Consider the following 17,844-nt stretch of genomic DNA (forward strand, 5'->3'; position numbering starts at 1 on the left):
AAGCAATTTTGTCTAAACCGCCGCGATGGACAAGATACGCATCATCGGCGGCAAGCGCCTGTCGGGCACGATCCCCGTGTCCGGCGCGAAGAACGCCGCGCTCACCCTCATTCCCTGCGCGCTGCTGACGGACGAGCCGCTGACGCTGCGCAACCTGCCGCGATTGGCGGATATCGACGGGTTCCAGCACCTGATGACGCAGTTTGGCGTGTCGGTGAACATCGCCGGCGGGCGGCCGGAGGATTTCGGCCGGGTGGTGACATACGAGGCGACGCGGCTGACCAGCACCGTCGCGCCCTACGACCTGGTGCGCAAGATGCGCGCGTCCGTCCTGGTGCTGGGCCCGATGCTGGCCCGCGCGGGCGAGGCGACCGTGTCGATGCCCGGCGGCTGCGCCATCGGCAACCGGCCCATCGACCTGCACCTGAAGGCGCTGGAAGCCTTCGGCGCGGAAATCGAACTGGCGCAAGGTTATGTGAAGGCGCGCGCGCCCGATGGCGGCTTGCCGGGCGGGGACTACGATTTCCCCGTGGTATCCGTGGGCGCGACGGAGAACGCGTTGATGGCGGCGGTGCTGGCGAACGGGACCAGCCGCCTCAACAACGCCGCGCGCGAGCCGGAGATCGTGGACCTGTGCAACCTGCTGGTCGCGATGGGCGCGCAGATCGAGGGGATCGGCACGTCGGACCTGACGATCCACGGGGTGAAGCGGCTGCACGGCGCGACCTACCGGGTGATGCCGGACCGGATCGAGGCGGGCTCCTACGCCTGCGCCGCGGCGATCACCGGCGGGCAGGTGCGGCTGGACGGCGCGAAGGCGGACGACATGCTCTCCACCATCCATGCGCTGCGCAATATCGGCATCGAGGTCGAGACCGATGCGACCGGCATAGACGTCGCGGCCAACGGCCCGCTGAAGGCCGTCAACCTTTCCACCGCGCCGTTCCCGGGCCTTGCCACCGACATGCAGGCGCAGTTGATGGCGCTGCTGTGCCGCGCGGAAGGCACCAGCGTCCTGACCGAGACGATTTTCGAGAACCGCTACATGCACGTACCCGAACTGGCGCGCATGGGAGCGGACATCGACGTGCAAAGCCGCACGGCGATCGTGAAGGGCGTGCCGTCAATGACCGGGGCGCAAGTGATGGCGACCGACCTGCGCGCCTCGATGAGCCTGGTGATCGCCGGGCTCGCCGCCGAAGGGGAGACGCAGGTGAAGCGCCTCTACCACCTCGATCGCGGTTACGAGCGGCTGGAAGAGAAGCTCGCCCTGCTCGGCGCCGAAGTGGAGCGCATCGGCGACGAATAGACCTTCGTTAAGTGGACCTTTCCCCCGCTTGCGGAGTTGAAGGGGAAGAGTGTCCGCAAGGAGGAACAGGACAATGATCTTGAGATTGGCCGCACTGGGCGCGCTGGGCTACGGCGCGTTCAAGTATTTCGAACAGCAGAAGCGCGACAACAACGGCGTCGCCTTTGCCAAGGGCGAGCCCGAAGGCGCGTTCCGCAATGCAGGGTCCGATGCGACCCGCACCCACGATAAGATGAGCAAGACGGACGAGGAACTCGACGAGACCTATCCGGCGAGCGATCCGCCCGCCAATTACTGACCGGGCCGTCCGGCCCTGAGCTCCTCGACGAGCCACAGACGGATCGCGCTTGCCAGCCCCGGCGGGGTTGGCGAGGCGATCCGTTCTTCGTCTATCCGCGCGACGAGCGCGTTGATCGGCACGCCCTCACGCTCCGCCGCCTCGCGCAGCATGGTCCAGAACACGGGCTCCAGACTCACGGACGTCTTGTGCCCTGCGATCTCGACCGATCGCTTCGCCGGAGGATGGTAGGCTGCGCCTCCCAATCAGGTACCTTCCGCGGCCGCATTCGTCCGCCGATTGCGCTGCACCATGTTGAGCAGTTCCACTGCGATGGAGAAACCCATCGCCGCGTAGATGTAACCCTTGGGCACGTGGAACCCGAAGCCGTCGGCAATCAGCACGAGACCGATCATCACCAGGAAGGCGAGGGCGAGCATTACCAGCGTCGGGTTCTTCTCGATAAACTTCGCGAGCGGCGTGGCGGCGACCAGCATGATGCCGACCGTGATGACGACCGCGGCGACCATGATCGGGATCTGGTCGGTCATGCCGACCGCGGTCAGGATCGAATCGATCGAAAAGACGAGGTCGATGGCGATGATCTGGGCGATCACGGCACCGAAAGTGGCGGTCGCGGCCTTGGCGACGGAAGGCGTCTTGTCGAGCAAGTCACCGCTATTGTCGGCCGGTTCGACCGCGTGATGGATTTCCTTGGTCGCCTTCCAGAGGAGGAACAGCCCGCCCGCCAGCAGGATCAGGTCGCGCCCGGAAAAGGCGGTTTCGAAACTGGCCTTGTTGGTCCCTTCGACCGGCGGCCCCTGGATGCCGAGATCGAACAGCGGCGTCTGCAGCGTGACGATCCAGCCGATCAGCAGCAGCAGCCCGATTCGCATGACCAACGCCAGCATCAGGCCGATGCGCCGCGCCTTTTCCTGCTGGTGCTCGGGCAGCTTGTTGGACAGGATCGCGATGAAGATGAGGTTGTCGACGCCCAGGACCACTTCCAGCGCGATCAGGGTCAGCAGAGCGAGCCAGGCCGCGGGGTCGGACAGGAGGGCGAGAATATCCATCGCTTTCGCGCTTATCGCGCGGCGCGCCTATCGCAAGTCTCTATTTGTCGGTGGACCCGGCCACATTCTCTTCTGATGCCTCCCACGCCTGCCAGATCCGCGCGGCGATGCCGTCCAGCGGAACCCAGTGCGTGCCGCCTGTCAGGTTGACGCGCGTGACGTTCGGCCCGCCCGCCTTTTCCAGCTTCGCCGCGTGGTCGAAATCGACCACCTCGTCCTTGGTCCCGTGCATCAGCAGCAGGGGCTCGCTGACCCGGGCGATCTTCTCGCGGTTGTCGTAGCGCTCCTTGATGAAGGGGCGCGCAAGGGCCGGTGCCGCATCGCGCAGGCTGGTGAACGCGCCGAGGGTCGCGACGCCCGCGAACTCGTTGCGGCTCGCCATTTCCAGCGCGACCGCCCCGCCCATGGAAAAGCCGAACGCGTACAGGCGGACGTCGGGATGCAGCGTGCGCGCCTTGGCCAGCCATGCCTCGGCATCGCGGTACAGGCCTTCTTCGGACGGCTTGCCAGGATTGTCCCCGAACCCGCGATAGGACGCGACGAGGACGCCGCGCCCGCCCACCCGCAAGGGTTCCGCGCGCACGGCCATGACGAGATGGTTGTAGGAATTCCCGTGGAAGACGACGACCAGCTGGTCCACGCCTTCCGCCGCCGGCCAGTACGCGCCTTCCAATTCGAGCCCCTCGGCGGTGGTCGTACGCACGGCCTGCGGCGGTTCGCCGGCGTACGTCACCTCGGTATCGGCCAGCGAAACCGGTTCGTACACCTTGCCCTGTGCCGCGGCCGGCGCGGCGTATTGAAGCGCCGCGAAGGCCGAGATGGCCAGAACCCACTTGCGCACGAAATTCATGTCCGTCCCCCCTTCAAGAGATCCCCTTAGGCGCCAGGCGACCCGTATGACAGATGAACCGGGGGGGCGGCCCAGTCGCAGGCGTTTGCCGCGCGCTATTCGAAATCGGCTTCTGCCGCCGGAATGCGCGTCAGGGTCCTTTTGGCGGTGCGTTCTTCATCGCCACGGTCGAGGCCGGTCACCAGCATTTCGACCGTTTCGGTCTTCTTCCACACAAGGCCGGCTTCGTCGATTTCGAATTCGATTTCGATGGTGCCGGACGCGTCGATTTCCGATCCCGATGAAGTGTCATCGACGGGAAGCGTTCCGCCACTTATTTCGGCGACGATCTCTCTCGTGCGCGCTTCCTGATCGCGGACGGTTTGCGGATCGACCGGCGCGGACAGGAAGAGAACCTGTCGACCATTACGCGTTCCACGGTCTTCCAGCAGGCCGCTGATTCCATACTCCGGCAGTTCGAACTGCGTACCCGGCCGCAACGGCGCGGGCCTCAGGCCGTAACCTTCGATGCTTTCCAGCACGGCCTGCGGATCGCATTCGATCTTCACGGCCGTCCAGGTGAACAGCCATCGCCCGCACTGCTCCTTCGTCCAGCCCGCCTCGTCCAGCCACAGGTCCCGCCGCGCAATTATCTCGCTCTCGTTGAGCAGGCGCTTCGAACCGTCCGGCCTCACGAGAACGCGCGCGGGGTACATCCACATGTCGTTCCCGCGCACCTCGTCCGGATCGCCCGGGATCGAATATTCGATCTCCAGTCCCTCGGCCGTGGTCGCAATCGCATGTTCCGCCAGCGACTGCGTGCCGCCACTGCTCGACTGACCGTGACCCGAGACCTCCTGCGTGCTGGTCTCGTATTCGTATTGCAGGAGATAACCCTGCTCTCCCGCGGTCAGGCCGCTTGCCGCGCCGAGCGCGGCCAGCGCGGCGAGCGATCTGAACATCGAACCGGCCCTCTCAGTACATGTGCTGCCCGCCATTGATGCTCATGGTGGAGCCGGTGACGAAGCCGGCCTCGTCGCTGCACAGGAAGGCGACTCCGCGCGCGATTTCCTCCGCCTTGCCGAGGCGGCCGACGGGGATCTTGGCGACGATCTTCTCCAGCACGTTGTCGGGCACGGCCGCGACCATGTCGGTGTCGATGTAGCCCGGGGCGATCGCGTTCACAGTCACGTTGTAGCGCGCGCCTTCCTGCGCCAGCGCCTTGGTGAAGCCGTGGATGCCGGACTTGGCGGCGGCGTAATTCACCTGCCCGTACTGGCCCGCCTGCCCGTTGATGCTGCCGATATTGACGATCCGCCCCCACTGGCGCTCACGCATGCCGGGGAAGCATGCCTTGGCCATGTTGAAACACCCGCCCAGGTTGACGCGCATCACGTCGTTCCAGTCGTCGAAGCTCATCTTGTGCAGCGTGCCGTCGCGCGTGATCCCGGCATTGTTCACGACGATGTCGATCGGGCCGACTTCGCTGGCGACTTTCGCGCAGCCTTCCATCGTCGCTTCGTGGTCGCCCACGTCCCACTTGTAGGCTTCGATGCCGAGTTCGTCCGCGCATTTGCGCGCGGCATCGTCATTGCCGGCATAGTTGGCGACCACCGTGTGGCCCTGCGCCTGCAGCGACTGGCAGATCGCCTTGCCGATACCGCGCGTACCCCCGGTCACGATTGCTACCCTCGCCATCCTCAGTCCCTTTCAATTGTTTCTATGCCTTCCGTAACGTCACGCTACGAAAGGGGATTGGACAAGGCAAAGAAAAACCCCGCCGAAGCGGGGCCTTGTGCGTTTTCGACTGGCGGTCCGGTCAGAAGCGGAACTGGGTCCCGACATAGACGGCCTGATTGTCCTGCGCCTCGTCCGGAACGATGCGGTTGCGTTCCTGCGAAACGCGCACGCCTGCGGTCACGTCGATATTGCGCGTGACGCGGTAGGACCCGCCCACATCGACCGACTGGTCGGAAGCATCCTCGATCGTTCGGGGCGAACGTCCGGCCTGGCGTTCCTGCTCCAGCGAAATACGCGGCTGCAGGCGACCCGGGCGGTCGGTGCCGCTGTCGGGACGGAATTCGGACAGGTCCGGCATGCCTTCGATCTTGCGGACCGAATCGGGCAGCTGCGCCGGACGGGCGAAGCTCTTGTAACCGCGCGCGATGCCGAGATTGTAGGTTGAAGGCTGCAGCGCGGCGATGCGCGTCGCGCCGCCTGTGCCGACCGTATCGGGAATGCCGGAAGTCGAGGAACGGCGGCGTTCGAAGACCTTGGCGGTCGCTTCGTCCACCCGGACGGCGACCGTCACGGTCCGCTCGCCCGACGTTTCTGTGCGGGCCGGCGTGAAACGCGTGGCGACGCCGCCTGCGCGCAGCTGCTGGCTGACGCGAGCGGCTTCGACGGGATCGATGGAGGCGGGCGTGAACTGGACGAAATCGAGGATCGGGCGTGCGACATCGGCCGAATCGGATGCGAAGGCGGACCCGGCCGCGAGGGAGGCGAGCAGCGCGAAGCCGGCGGTGGTCGCGCCGAGCGCGCCGCCTTTCGCGAATGTCCCGATTTTCCGGTTCCTGCTCATAATACCTGCGTTTCCTTCCCCCCTTGAACCGCAGTCACGGTGAACCGTTCCTGAGCGACTCGTCGGCACCCGAGAAGGCACCGGACCTTGTTGATAAGTCGAAGCAAGCGGCTTTGACCATCCATTTAGGGTCCCGGGGCGCAGACTCCTTGCGCAGTGTTGCAACTGGCACACACGCGAGCCGGCGCTGAAGGCACTATTCAGTGGCGGTTCACGCGCCGGAGGCGCCTTTGCGCCAATCGGTCCCGCCCTGCTTGCCGCCTGCAATATGGCGCGATAGAGGGGCCGTGTAGCAAACCCTTGTCATTTTCTGGCTGGATATCTCGATGGCCCTTTCCAAGACCTTCCTTCCGCGCCTTGCCCGTATCGGCCTTGCCGGAACCGCCCTGGCCGCTCTCGCCGCGTGCGGCGGTGCCGACCGTCCGCGGGCGGATCTCGCTGCGGCGAACGTGACGCAGATCGGGGTCAATTCCTATCTCTGGCGCGCCAGCCTCGAGACGATCAGCTTCGCGCCTCTGCTGCAGACCGACAGCGCGGGCGGCGTGATCGTGACCGACTGGTACGCCAATCCGCGCAATCCGGCGGAGCGGGTGAAGCTCACCGTCTCGATCCTTGACCAGGACCTTCGCGCCGACGCCCTGCGCGTCGCGGCGAGCCGCCAGGTCAACCAGAACGGCAGCTGGGTCGATGCGCCCGTGCAGGCCGCGACCGTACAGAAACTGGAAGACATCATCCTGACCAAGGCGCGCACGCTGCGCCGTCAGGCGATCTGATACCGCGAAAGGCGGGGGCACCATGAGCGAGAGCCGGTTCGAAAACCGATTCGATCCGGAGCAGGCGGAACCGCGCTGGCAGGCGGCGTGGGACGAGGCGCGCTGCTTCGAAGCGGACAGCAACAGCGACAGGCCCAAGAGCTACGTGCTCGAGATGTTCCCCTATCCTTCGGGGCGCATCCATATCGGCCACGTACGCAATTACACGATGGGCGACGTGCTGGCGCGCTACAAGGCGATGACCGGGCACGAGGTGCTTCACCCGATGGGGTGGGACGCCTTCGGCATGCCGGCCGAAAACGCCGCCATGGAAAAGGGCGTGCATCCGGGCGGATGGACGCGCGACAACATCGCCACGATGAAGGCGCAGCTGAAGCGGCTGGGTTTCGCGCTGGACTGGAGTCGCGAATTCGCGACCTGCGACGCCGAATATTACGGGCACGAGCAGGCGCTGTTCCTGGCGCTGTACGAAGCCGGCCTCGTCTATCGCAAGGAAAGCCAGGTCAACTGGGACCCGGTCGACATGACCGTGCTCGCCAACGAGCAGGTGATCGACGGCAAGGGCTGGCGCTCGGGCGCCGAGGTCGAGAAGCGCAAGCTCAACCAGTGGTTCCTCAAGATCACGCAGTTCGCCGGCGACCTGCTGGACGGGCTCGACACGCTGGAGGACTGGCCGGACAAGGTCCGCCTGATGCAGCGCAACTGGATCGGCAAGTCGCAGGGCCTGGAATTCTCCTTCGAACTGACCAGCGGGCAGCGGCTGCCGGTCTATTCGACGCGTCCCGACACGATCTTCGGCGCCAGCTTCGTGGCGGTGGCCGCGGATCATCCGGTCGCGCAAAGCCTTGCAGGCGAAGATGCGGCCGCGGCCGCCTTCATCGAGGAATGCAAGCGCGGCGGGACGACCGCCGCGGAGCTCGAGACGGCTGAGAAGCTGGGTTACCGCACGCCGATCGCCGCGAAGCATCCCTTCACGGGCGAAAACCTGCCGGTCTACATCGCGAACTTCGTGCTGATGGATTACGGCACCGGCGCGGTGATGGGCGTGCCCGCGCACGACCAGCGCGATTACGAATTCGCGACCAAGTACGACCTGCCGATCCCGCGCGTCGTCGCGGCCAGCCCGGACGAGGCGGATGCCCCGCTTGCCGGCGAGGCGGAGAGCGGAGAGGGCGTGATCGTCAACTCGCAGTTCCTCGACGGCATGGACGTGGAAGCCGCCAAGGCAGAAGTCATCGCCCGTGCGCAGGACGAAGGCTGGGGCGAGGGCAAGACCGTCTGGCGCCTGCGCGACTGGGGCGTTTCACGCCAGCGTTACTGGGGGACGCCGATCCCCTTCATCCACTGCAAGGCCTGCGGCGTGCAGCCGGTGCCGGTGGACCAGTTGCCGGTCGAATTGCCCGAGGATGTCGATTTCGCGACGCCCGGCAATCCGCTGGAACGCCACCCGACCTGGAAGCACGTCACCTGCCCCGACTGCGGCGGGGAGGCCGAGCGCGAGACCGATACACTCGACACCTTCATCAACAGCTCGTGGTACTTCCTGCGCTTCGCCAGCCAGCCCGCCGACCGTCCGTTCGACGCGGGCGAGATCGCCAGCTGGCTGCCCGTCGAGCAGTATATCGGCGGGGTCGAGCACGCGATCCTTCACCTACTCTACGCCCGTTTCTGGACCCGCGCGCTGGCGCATGTCGGCATGGTCGACCTGCAGGAGCCTTTCGCCTCGCTGTTCACGCAAGGAATGGTCACGCACGAGACCTACAAGGCGGGCGACGGCAGCTGGCTTTCGCCCGGCGAAGTGCGCAAGGACGGGGACGACTGGATCCGCATCGATGACGGCGCGCCGGTAACGGCGGGCCGGGTCGAGAAGATGTCCAAGTCCAAGAAGAACGTGGTCGACCCGGACACCATCGTCTCGCGATACGGCGCGGACGCGGTGCGCTGGTTCATGCTGAGCGACAGCCCGCCCGAACGCGACCTGCCGTGGTCGGAGGCGGGCATCGAGGGATGCTGGCGCTTCGTCCAGCGCCTGTGGCGCCTGTTCGGCCAGTATGACGAGGGCGCCAGCGGCGAGGACAAGGCGCTCGCCCGCAAGACGCACCAGACCATCGCCGCCGTCGCGCAGGACATCGAGGCGCTGGGCTTCAACAAGGCCGTCGCACGCCTCTACGAACTGGTCGGCGCGATCGAGAAGGCCGACAGTTCGGCGAGCCGCAACCACGCGATACGGTCGGTCCTGCTGATGGCAAGCCCCATGATGCCGCACCTGGCCGAAGAGGCCTGGCAGGCGATCGGCGAGGGCGGCCTGATCGCGCAGGCATCTTGGCCGGAGGTGGACCCGGCACTGCTGGTCGACGACGAGGTCACCATCGCGGTCCAGCACAAGGGCAAGCTGCGCGATACGCTGACGGTCGCCAAGGGCCTTTCGAAGGAAGACCTGGAAGCAGCGGCCCTCGCGAGCGAGAACGTGCAGCGCAGCATCGACGGGGCGCAGATCCGGAAAGTGATTGTCGTCCCGGACCGTCTGGTCAATATCGTCACCTGATGCGAACGCCGTCCGCCTTCCTCTTGGCTCTGATCGCGCCACTGGCGCTGGCCGGGTGCGGGCTGCAGCCGATGTATGCCGGCGGCGGCAACGGCGCGGTTGCGCAGGGACTGGCCGCAGTCGATGTCGCGCCGATCGAAGGCCGTGCAGGCTGGCTGATGCAGAATGCGCTGACCGATCGCCTGACGGCGGCGGGCAACGGGCAAACGGCGCGCTACCGGCTCGACGTGCGGCTGGACGACCGGCTGGAAGCGCTGGGCGTGCTCGCCAACGACACGGTCGGGCGGGAAAGGCGTACCCTGCGCGCCCGTTACCAGCTGGTCGACCTGACCGACGGATCGATCGTGATCGACCAGACGGCCGGTTCGGATGCCGGGATCGACGTGGTCAGCAGCGAATACGCGACCATCGCGGCAGAAGAGCGCGCCCTGGAAAACCTTGCGCAGGACGTGGCCCAGCGGATCGTCGCGCAGGTCGCGCTGACGCTGCGTGCGCGCCAGACGACGCCGTGAAGGCGACGCAGAAGGACTTCCCAGCTTCCGCCCCGCGGTTCGCGAAATCGGCCCGCGTCTTCTTCTTCTGCGGTCCGGACGAGGCCGGTGCCTCCGCCGCGGCGCAGGCGGTCATCGAGGCGCTGGACGAGGCGGGCGAGCGGATCGACATGACGGGCGCGCAGCTGCGCAGCGATCCCGTCCTCTTGGGCGACGAGGCACGTTCTTCCTCCCTCTTCGGCGGCACGCGCCACATCCATGTGCGGGTACAGGGCGACGAGGCGCACGATGCCGTCGCAAACCTGCTGGAAGGCCAGGGCGAGCCGTGCCCGGTGCTGATCGTCGCGTCCTCCGCGACCGACAAATCGCGCACCGCGAAGCTGCTGGAAAAGCGCGACGATGCGCTGGTGGCGATGTTCTGGCCGCCCGACCTTGCCTCCGTCACCGCGTCGGTCCGGCGGATGGCGGACGGGGCGGGGCTGGCGCTCAACGGGGACATCGCGGAACGGATCGCGCGCGGGGCGGGGCTGGACGTGCGGCTGGCCCGGTCCGAGGTGGAAAAGCTGGCGCTTTATTGCGACGCGTCGCCGCTCTCGCCCCGGAAGGCGAGCGTCGAGGACCTGAACGCCATTGCCGCCACGACCGAGGACGACGGGTTCATGCCGGTCGTGAACGCGGTGCTGTCGGGCGAAACCGGCAAGCTGCAGGCAGAATTGCGGCGGATGAGCGAGCTGGCGCTCAATCCCGTGGGACTGCTGCTGGCGTTCGAACGGCGTGCGGCGCAACTGGCGCGGCTGGCGATGAAGCTGGGACCGCGCGGCAACCTGCAGTCGCTCGGTCGGGGGGAAAAGGCGCAATTGGGCGTCTTCTGGAAGGACGAGCGCGACCTGACCGCGCAATTGCGCATCTGGCGTGGGCGCAAGCTGGACCGGCTGGTCGAGAAGCTGATGACGCTGCACCGCGAGCTGCTCGGCAACAGCCAGAGCGCGGAGCTGCTGCTGGCCCAGGGCCTGACCGAAATCGCGCGCGCCGCCGTTCCGCGGCGCTGACGGGTCAGTTCTGCGGCACTTGGAACGTGCCGGTCACGCGGCCGCTGCCGGAGGTCGGGCCGGCATCGGGCTCGTCCGCGATCGGGGAGGATCCGCTGGCCCGCCCGTCGATGCTGGACACCCCGCTTTGCAGGTCGATCACCAGCCGCCCACCATTGAGGTTGTCCGCCCCGCGGCGCAGGCGCACGTCGCCTACCATGGTGATGACCCGGCGGTTGAAGTCGTACACGGCGACATTGCCGCGCGCGCTTTCGTTGCCGCGTGTTACCGTCACGCCGCCGGTCGCGGTGATGCGGTTTATGCTGAGCGCGGAGGCATCCGTGTAATTGACGAGCGTGCGCGCCGACCGGACGCGCAGGCCCGCCTGCTCGATATCGACATTACCCGACAGCACCACGCGGTCCTGCCGGTCCTGTAGCTCGATCCGGTCGGCGGCGAAATTGACCGGGGCATTGGAATTGTGCGCCGCGATCGCCTGGCCCGTCGCCTGGATGCCGGCGAATGCGGCCACGGTCACGGTGAAGCCGATGGCCGCGTTGCGCGCCGCGTTGATCATCTTGCCGGCCATCAGAAATCCTCCACGCGCTTAGGTATCATTCGCAATCTCGCATTGCCTTCCAGCGTCACCGTGCGTTCCTGCAGGTCCGCTTCCAGCCGGTCGGCGGAGAACGTCCCGGCAGGCGTGCTGCCCGATACGCCGTCCGTGCCGAGCATGCGCTGTCCCTGCAGGTCCACGTTAACCCCGCGCGCGAACATGGTATAGTCGTCCGCCGCCCGGAACTGCACTTCGCCGTCGATGTCGATGAACTGGCGGTCGATGTCGTAGCGTCCGCCGGGCGCGGAAATGCGCGCCGGACCGTCATTCATCAGCAACCGCGCGACCAGATCCTGCATCCGCACGATGCCTTCGCGGGTGGAACGCTGGATCGCCTCGCCCGCGGTCAGCGAGAACGGCCGGCTTTCGTCGTCTTGGCCGCGATACATCGCGTTCTCCACGCTCAGCCGTTCGTCGATCACCGCGACCTCGTTTCGGTCGAGCAGGAAGCTGACTTCGCCGCGCGGGCTCAGCGGCGTGATGACCATGAAGGCCGCGAGCACGCCCACGCCCATGGGAAGGAAGGTGCCGAGCGCCTTGATCAGCCGGTCGTGGAAACCGCCGGGCGTGGCGAAGTGCTGGCGCTTGCTGCGCAGCGCCTTTGCCTCAGCGGTCTCGATACGCCTGCTTGTCGCCATCTGCCTGCTTTGCGCCTTCGTCCCTTACGCGTGGCTGAAAATGTCGTGGTCGGCCCAGCCGGCGATATCCAGCCGCGCGCGAGTGGGCAGGAAATCGAAGCAGGCCTGCGCCATTTCGGTTCGTCCTTCGCGCTCCAGCCGTTCCACGAACACGTCGTGCAGGCGGTGGAGGTAGCGCACGTCCGATGCGGCGTAGTCGCGCTGCGCTTCGGTGATGTGGGGCGCGCCCCAGTCGGAACTCTGCTGCGCCTTGGAAATGCTTTCGCCCAGCAATTCGTCGACCAGGTTCTTCAGCCCGTGCCGGTCGGTATAGGTGCGCGTCAGCTTGCTGGCGATCTTGGTGCAGAAGACCGGCGTTGCCGTGACGCCAAGGTAATACTCGATCGCCGCGAGGTCGAAGCGGGCGAAGTGGAACAGCTTCACGCGTTCGGGATCGGCGAGCACGGCGCACAGGTTCGGCGCCTCGTACTCGCTGCCCACGCCGAAGCGCACGAGATGTTCGTCGCCGCGGCCGTCGCTGATCTGCACCACGCACAACCGGTCGCGCGGGGTGACGAGGCCCATGGTCTCCGTATCGACGGCAACGGGGCCCGGGGCGAGGACGCCTTCGGGCAGGTCTTCTTCGTGGAAATGCACTGTCATCGCGCCGGCCTTAGGCCCATCGGGGATTGAGGGGAAGAGGCGGTGGAGCGGCCGCCGCGCCCGCGATAGAGGCAGGCAGGTGAGCGAGATCGTCCCCGACAGCTGGCAGCTCGTGCTGGAACCGATCCTGGCCAGTGCCGGGGCGCGCACGCTGGGCGGCTGGCTGCGCGCGGAAGAGGATGCGGGCAAGGCCGTATACCCGCCGCGCGGCTGCCGCCTGCGGGCGCTGGAACTGACGCCGCTGCCCGAAGTGAAGGTCGTGATACTGGGGCAGGATCCCTATCACGGGCCGGGGCAGGCGCACGGCCTGTGCTTTTCGGTCCCGGACGGCATCGCGATCCCGCCCTCGTTGCGCAACATCTACAAGGAACTGCATGCGGACCTCGGCTGCCCGGTCCCGGCGCACGGCAATCTGGAACGCTGGGCGCGGCAGGGCGTGCTGCTGCTCAACAACACGCTGACGGTGGAGGCGGGAAAGGCGGGCAGCCACGCGGGCCGGGGCTGGGAAGCGATCACCGACGCCTGCGTCGCCGCCGTGGCCGAGCGGGCCGATCCCGCCGTGTTCCTCCTTTGGGGCAGCCATGCGCAGGGCAAGGCGGCGCGCATCCCCGCTCTGAAAGGCGCGGACCGGCACTGCGTGATCGAGAGCCCGCATCCCAGCCCGCTCTCGGCCCATCGCGGCTTCTTCGGCAGCCGTCCCTTCAGCCGCGCCAATGCGTTTCTCGAGTCGAACGGGCGCGGCGCGATCGACTGGTGTTGACACGCACCCGGGCGCTTTCCGAAATACGACCGGCCTGCATTGGCGCATAATTTCAGGAGGTTAGGCCTGATCCGGCGCAAGTGTGCGTCACCTTCCGCAGCCGCGGGCGCCGCCTGCCGGTCGGGCGTGCATTGCCGGGTACCTGATAGTGAACGGGGGGCCATCCGGCAGGCTTGCCACGAAGCCATGCGTGTAGGACAGCGCCGATTGCATGGCCGCCCTCGGATGCTTCCTCTTCCTCGCCCTGCCGATCATCGGCGTGGTCCTCGGCGGCTGGCTCGCCGGCCCCGACGGCGCGCTGGCGGGAGGAGTGGCTGGTTTCGCCCTGGCCCTCGCCGCCACCGCCCTCTCGTTCCTCGGCCTCTGGAAAGCGGGCAAGCGGCGCTAGGGCGTTGTCGCAAGCCATACATCTGCCGAGGCGATCGGAGCCACCGCCAGTCAGGATAAATTGCTCATGAACCAAAGAAAGATAGATCCCTGGCTAGGCCTCCGACCTCCGGAACGCTTGGGCGAGCTGTATGATCAGCTTGGTGATTTGCTCGACCAATTTGATCTGCTGGCGCGCGATACGGACTATCATGATCAGCGGCGTCATTGCGGCTTCGACGTTCTTCCGCGTGTGGCCTTTCCGATGCGTTGGCACGAGGTCCCGGCCGATAAGATAAATCGGTGCGAGTCCATGTTGAGTGGACCACTGTTTACAAGCAACGACTTTCCTTGGCCGATTACCGGGCAATGGCAGGTGCCTGCCGAGCCCTTGCTCCAGATGCGCACTACCATTCTGGAGAAAATCTGGCCGCTCGGTCTCGATGACGGGCTTGTCCAGGTCTGGATGGATGACTGGGGAACGTCGATCGTGAGATTCGTGCCTATCACGAATGTTTCGCCACGCGATCTTACGGCGCCTCCCCAACTCACGGGCGAGGCCCTTTCCAAAGAAGCATACGAGAATCCGAACGTTTATCGGGAATGGCCGGACGGACTATCTTCGCCACCTTGGTTTTTGACCGCGTTTTCATTTGTCGGTCTCGATCGCCCGCTTCATGAATTTCCGACCGTGATCGAGTATGCTTTGGAAGATTTGGACTACTACGAGGCTGAGACGACCGGCGCGCCAATCGAAAAACTTCAGGAGCTCTCGCGGAAAATTAGCGCTCAGCCATATTCCGGCGATATTTTCTCATTGACCAGCCACCCTAAAAAGCGGCTTGATCACAACGATCTGGTTTACGGGTCCTTGTTCGGAACTTTCCGGTCCGTTCAGAACAGTCCCTACGAGATTTTCGAGTCACTCGCTTTACCGCTGATCGATCTGTCTGATTACGACAAGATTTTCGATTTCGGTTACGGGGATGCGCAACTTCTCACGCCACTGGACGATCCTGGTAGCGTATTCGTTTTTGACTGGAGTACCTCCTGAAGAGGCTGCGCTCTGCCCGTACCGGTCAGGCGCATTCCAGCCAGGGTCTCTGCTCGCCGGTCTTTTCCGGGCGGCGGGGCGGGGGCAGGGTGGCGACGCGGTTCCGGCCGGCGGCCTTGGCGCGGTAGAGGGCGAGGTCCGACCTGCGGCCGAGATCGGAAAGTTGGTCGTCCGACTGCAGCTCGGCGACCCCGAAGGACGCCGTGACCGTCATGCCGTCCGCCGCCCGTACGCGCAGGTCGCGGGCGACGATGGCCCGGATATCTTCGGCGAAATCGTACGCCTCCTGTGTGTCGCGACCGGGCAGGAGGACCGCGAATTCCTCCCCGCCCATGCGCGCGACGACATCGTACCGCCCGGTCCGCTTGCGCAAGAGGTCGGCCAGTTCGCGAATGATCCGGTCGCCCGCGGCATGGCCGAAGCCGTCATTGACCGCCTTGAACCGGTCGAGGTCGAGCGTGACGAAGGCGAGCGGGCTGCCGTGGCGGCGTGCCCGTTCCACAGCACGCACGCCGTGCTTTTCGAACCCGCGGCGGTTGAGCGCACCCGACAGCGGATCCGTATCCGACCGGGCGACCATTTCCAGCATCACGTCGCGCATGATGACCAGCAGCAGGCCGAGCGCGAGCGCGATCAGCGCGATCGAGCCGATGGTCTGCGACGCGGCGGCGTAATTGGATGCGATGTAGCTTTGCGGGCTGCTCGCCGAACCGACGGCCCATGCGATTATCGGCTTGGACAGGCAGGCGAGCGCCACCAGCACGCTGACGCAGGCCAGCAGCCTGTCGAGCGCCATGCGCCGGCCCGACGACAGCACGACATGGGCCATCAGCAGGTGCAGGGCCGCATAGGGAAGCTGGTAGAGTAAGAGGCGCGCGGACGATCCGTAAGTCAGGTTGAGCAGCACCGGGATCGCCGCCAGCGACGCGATCCAGACGATCGCGAGAGCGCGCTTGGGAACCGGTCGCCGGTAATGCTGGGCGAGGCCCACCAGCCCGCAGCTCAGCGCCATCAGGTAGGTTAAGTAGATGCCGACCACCGCGAACACCGGCTGTTCCAGCCAGGGGAGGGCGAACTCCTGCACCACCACCAGCACGCCGATGCCGTACCCCGCCGCCAGCCACCACGCCCCGCGCACCGTGGGGTGCGTCTTCGCCACGACGGCGAAGGCCAGTGCGAAAAGCACCGCGACGAACAGGTTGATACTGAGAAGAAAAACGGCAGTCATGAAGCTCACCGGCGACCTGAGCAAAGGGCTACGCGATTTGTCCGAAAACCTGGTTAACAGGTGGTTGCGTACTCTACCACGCCTGTATTTGACAGTTTTTCAGCGCGGAGCGCAGGACGAAGCCGGCCTTCCTCACAGTCTTTGTTAGTCCGGAAGGGGGCGTAGCCCGCACGGGAGCCGGTCGTCGGTCGGCCCTATCGTGGCAGCTTGCTTGCCCCCATCAGCGCCTCGTCCACGCTGCGGGCGCATTGCCGGCCTTCGCGGATTGCCCAGACGACCAGGCTCTGGCCCCGGCGCATGTCGCCGCAGGCGAAGACCTGCGCTTGGCTGGTGGCGTAGTCCTGCTCGTTCGCGGAGACGGTCCCGCGATCGGTCATCTCGACGCCGACCCGGTCCAGCAGTCCGCGGCGCGTGGGGCCGGTGAAGCCCATGGCCAGCAGGATGAGGTCCGCCTTCAGCGTGAACTCGCTGCCCGCGACTTCCTCGAACTTGCGCCCGTTCCATTCGATGCGGACGCATTCCAGCCCGGCGACATCGCCGTTCTCGCCTGGGACCACGCGCTTGGTCAGCACGGACCAGTCGCGCGCGACGCCTTCCTCGTGGCTGGAGGAGGTCCGCAGCTTGAGGGGCCAGTGCGGCCAGGTCAGCGCTTTGTCCTCGCGCTCGGGCGGCTTGGGCATGATTTCCAGCTGGGTCACCCTGGCTGCGCCCTGCCGGTTGCTGGTGCCCACGCAGTCGCTGCCCGTATCGCCGCCGCCGATCACGATGACGTGCTTGTCCTTGGCCGTCAGCGTGCCGCGCGGGGCGGCGCGCACTTCGTCGTCGCCCGCATTGCGCTTGTTCTGCTGGGTCAGGAATTCCATCGCGAGGCGCACACCGGGCAGTTCGGCGCCGGGGATTTCCAGCTGGCGCGCCTCTTCCGCGCCGCCGGCCAGGACGATCGCGTCGAAATTGTCCTGCAGCGCGCGGAAGCTGACATCGACGCCCACCTCGCTGCTCGTCTTGAACACGACGCCTTCGGCTTCCATCTGCACCGCCCGGCGGTTGATGAGGTGCTTTTCCATCTTGAAGTCGGGAATGCCGTAGCGAAGCAGCCCGCCGATCCGGTCCGATTTCTCGAACACGGTGACCGCGTGGCCGACGCGGGCCAGCTGCTGCGCGCAGGCTAGGCCCGCCGGGCCGGAACCGATGACCGCGACGGACTTGCCGGTCGGCCGGTCGGGCTTGGCCGGTTCAATCCAGCCTTCGCGCCAGCCGCGGTCCACGATGGCGCATTCGATGCTCTTGATGGTGACCGGCGCGTCCACGATGTTGAGCGTGCACGCCGCCTCGCACGGGGCGGGGCAGATGCGGCCGGTGAACTCGGGGAAATTGTTGGTCGAATGGAGGACCGCCAGCGCGTTCTTCCAGTCGTCCTCGTAGACCAGGTGGTTCCAGTCCGGGATGATGTTGTTCACCGGGCAACCCGTATGGCAGTACGGGATACCGCAATTCATGCAGCGCGCGGCCTGTTCGCGCAGCGCGTCCCCGGAATGCGGACGCACGAATTCCTTGTAGTGACCCAGCCTTTCGGCCGGATCGTCATAGGTGCGATCCTTGCGCTCGAATTCGAGGAAGCCGGTTTCCTTGCCCAT

Annotated in this window: 20 protein-coding genes; 9 read left to right on the forward strand and 11 right to left on the reverse strand. The window is 66.2% G+C overall.

The features are described 5' to 3' along the window. Positions 1 to 25 precede the first annotated feature (25 nt). Together murA and AB1K63_RS11235 are read left to right on the forward strand one after the other, a co-directional pair. Positions 26 to 1,309: a UDP-N-acetylglucosamine 1-carboxyvinyltransferase gene (gene murA / locus AB1K63_RS11230; RefSeq protein ID WP_366960239.1), complete on the forward strand. Its 1,284-nt coding sequence runs from the start codon at positions 26 to 28 to the stop codon at positions 1,307 to 1,309. 73 nt (positions 1,310 to 1,382) lie between these two features. After that, entirely contained in the window at positions 1,383 to 1,607 is a 225-nt protein-coding gene (locus AB1K63_RS11235) for a hypothetical protein (protein WP_366960240.1), read from the forward strand. Here the strand turns inward: AB1K63_RS11235 and AB1K63_RS11240 are convergent. The 6 genes from AB1K63_RS11240 to AB1K63_RS11265 all read right to left on the reverse strand — a co-directional run bounded on the left by AB1K63_RS11240 (position 1,601) and on the right by AB1K63_RS11265 (position 6,069). Then, positions 1,601 to 1,852: a ribbon-helix-helix domain-containing protein gene (locus AB1K63_RS11240; protein ID WP_366960241.1), complete on the reverse strand. Its 252-nt coding sequence runs from the start codon at positions 1,850 to 1,852 to the stop codon at positions 1,601 to 1,603. The genes AB1K63_RS11235 and AB1K63_RS11240 overlap by 7 nt on opposite strands. Further along, positions 1,853 to 2,659, reverse strand: a complete 807-nt coding sequence (locus tag AB1K63_RS11245) for a TerC family protein (RefSeq protein ID WP_366960242.1) — start codon at positions 2,657 to 2,659, stop codon at positions 1,853 to 1,855. Between the two features lie 40 nt (positions 2,660 to 2,699). Beyond that, positions 2,700 to 3,509, reverse strand: a complete 810-nt coding sequence (locus AB1K63_RS11250) for an alpha/beta hydrolase (RefSeq protein ID WP_366960243.1) — start codon at positions 3,507 to 3,509, stop codon at positions 2,700 to 2,702. 95 nt (positions 3,510 to 3,604) lie between these two features. Further along, positions 3,605 to 4,450 (reverse strand): hypothetical protein, encoded by an 846-nt coding sequence (locus AB1K63_RS11255; RefSeq protein WP_366960244.1) that lies wholly within the window; start codon positions 4,448 to 4,450, stop codon positions 3,605 to 3,607. 13 nt (positions 4,451 to 4,463) lie between these two features. Then, positions 4,464 to 5,186: an acetoacetyl-CoA reductase gene (phbB, locus tag AB1K63_RS11260; protein ID WP_366960245.1), complete on the reverse strand. Its 723-nt coding sequence runs from the start codon at positions 5,184 to 5,186 to the stop codon at positions 4,464 to 4,466. 121 nt (positions 5,187 to 5,307) lie between these two features. Continuing rightward, a complete protein-coding gene (locus tag AB1K63_RS11265) occupies positions 5,308 to 6,069 on the reverse strand; it encodes a hypothetical protein (RefSeq protein ID WP_366960246.1) in 762 nt (253 codons plus the stop codon). A 326-nt stretch (positions 6,070 to 6,395) separates the two neighbouring features. Between AB1K63_RS11265 and AB1K63_RS11270 the strand changes: the two genes are divergently transcribed. Genes AB1K63_RS11270 through holA form a run of 4 tightly spaced genes read left to right on the forward strand, consistent with a single transcriptional unit; the run spans position 6,396 to position 10,927 of the window. Further along, on the forward strand, positions 6,396 to 6,842 hold the full coding sequence (locus AB1K63_RS11270; protein WP_366960247.1) for a DUF3576 domain-containing protein: 447 nt from the start codon (positions 6,396 to 6,398) through the stop codon (positions 6,840 to 6,842). Between the two features lie 22 nt (positions 6,843 to 6,864). After that, the gene (gene leuS / locus AB1K63_RS11275; protein WP_366960248.1) at positions 6,865 to 9,387 is read left to right on the forward strand and encodes a leucine--tRNA ligase; all 2,523 of its coding nucleotides are present in this window, start codon (positions 6,865 to 6,867) and stop codon (positions 9,385 to 9,387) included. After that, positions 9,387 to 9,899 (forward strand): LPS assembly lipoprotein LptE, encoded by a 513-nt coding sequence (lptE, locus tag AB1K63_RS11280; protein WP_366960250.1) that lies wholly within the window; start codon positions 9,387 to 9,389, stop codon positions 9,897 to 9,899. The genes leuS and lptE overlap by 1 nt, the downstream gene beginning before the upstream one ends. Then, on the forward strand, positions 9,896 to 10,927 hold the full coding sequence (holA, locus tag AB1K63_RS11285) for a DNA polymerase III subunit delta (RefSeq protein ID WP_366960251.1): 1,032 nt from the start codon (positions 9,896 to 9,898) through the stop codon (positions 10,925 to 10,927). Before lptE ends, holA begins: the two co-directional genes overlap by 4 nt. Before the next feature lie 4 nt (positions 10,928 to 10,931). Here the strand turns inward: holA and AB1K63_RS11290 are convergent, their stop codons facing one another. Genes AB1K63_RS11290 through AB1K63_RS11300 form a run of 3 tightly spaced genes read right to left on the reverse strand, consistent with a single transcriptional unit; the run spans position 10,932 to position 12,802 of the window. Then, on the reverse strand, positions 10,932 to 11,495 hold the full coding sequence (locus AB1K63_RS11290) for an LptA/OstA family protein (protein WP_366960252.1): 564 nt from the start codon (positions 11,493 to 11,495) through the stop codon (positions 10,932 to 10,934). Continuing rightward, positions 11,495 to 12,160, reverse strand: a complete 666-nt coding sequence (locus tag AB1K63_RS11295; RefSeq protein WP_366960254.1) for an LPS export ABC transporter periplasmic protein LptC — start codon at positions 12,158 to 12,160, stop codon at positions 11,495 to 11,497. The genes AB1K63_RS11290 and AB1K63_RS11295 overlap by 1 nt, the downstream gene beginning before the upstream one ends. A 24-nt stretch (positions 12,161 to 12,184) precedes the next feature. Beyond that, positions 12,185 to 12,802: a ribonuclease D gene (locus tag AB1K63_RS11300; RefSeq protein WP_366960256.1), complete on the reverse strand. Its 618-nt coding sequence runs from the start codon at positions 12,800 to 12,802 to the stop codon at positions 12,185 to 12,187. Between the two features lie 79 nt (positions 12,803 to 12,881). Between AB1K63_RS11300 and AB1K63_RS11305 the strand changes: the two genes are divergently transcribed. The 3 genes from AB1K63_RS11305 (at position 12,882) to AB1K63_RS11315 (ending at position 14,982) form a co-directional block, all read left to right on the forward strand. After that, positions 12,882 to 13,562 carry a uracil-DNA glycosylase gene (locus AB1K63_RS11305; RefSeq protein ID WP_366960257.1) on the forward strand — a complete coding sequence of 227 codons (681 nt, stop codon included), beginning with the start codon at positions 12,882 to 12,884 and terminating at the stop codon, positions 13,560 to 13,562. A gap of 211 nt (positions 13,563 to 13,773) precedes the next feature. Next, positions 13,774 to 13,950, forward strand: coding sequence for a hypothetical protein (locus AB1K63_RS11310; protein ID WP_366960258.1), 177 nt, complete (start codon positions 13,774 to 13,776; stop codon positions 13,948 to 13,950). A 66-nt stretch (positions 13,951 to 14,016) separates the two neighbouring features. Continuing rightward, entirely contained in the window at positions 14,017 to 14,982 is a 966-nt protein-coding gene (locus AB1K63_RS11315) for a hypothetical protein (RefSeq protein WP_366960259.1), read from the forward strand. Positions 14,983 to 15,007: 25 nt separating this feature from the next. Here AB1K63_RS11315 and AB1K63_RS11320 read toward each other — a convergent pair whose 3' ends face one another. Next, entirely contained in the window at positions 15,008 to 16,210 is a 1,203-nt protein-coding gene (locus tag AB1K63_RS11320) for a GGDEF domain-containing protein (RefSeq protein ID WP_366960260.1), read from the reverse strand. A gap of 194 nt (positions 16,211 to 16,404) precedes the next feature. Continuing rightward, positions 16,405 to 17,844 carry a glutamate synthase subunit beta gene (locus AB1K63_RS11325; RefSeq protein ID WP_366960261.1) on the reverse strand — a complete coding sequence of 480 codons (1,440 nt, stop codon included), beginning with the start codon at positions 17,842 to 17,844 and terminating at the stop codon, positions 16,405 to 16,407.

Origin of the sequence: Qipengyuania sp. JC766 (assembly GCF_040717445.1) — a bacterium.
Lineage (GTDB): Bacteria > Pseudomonadota > Alphaproteobacteria > Sphingomonadales > Sphingomonadaceae > JC766.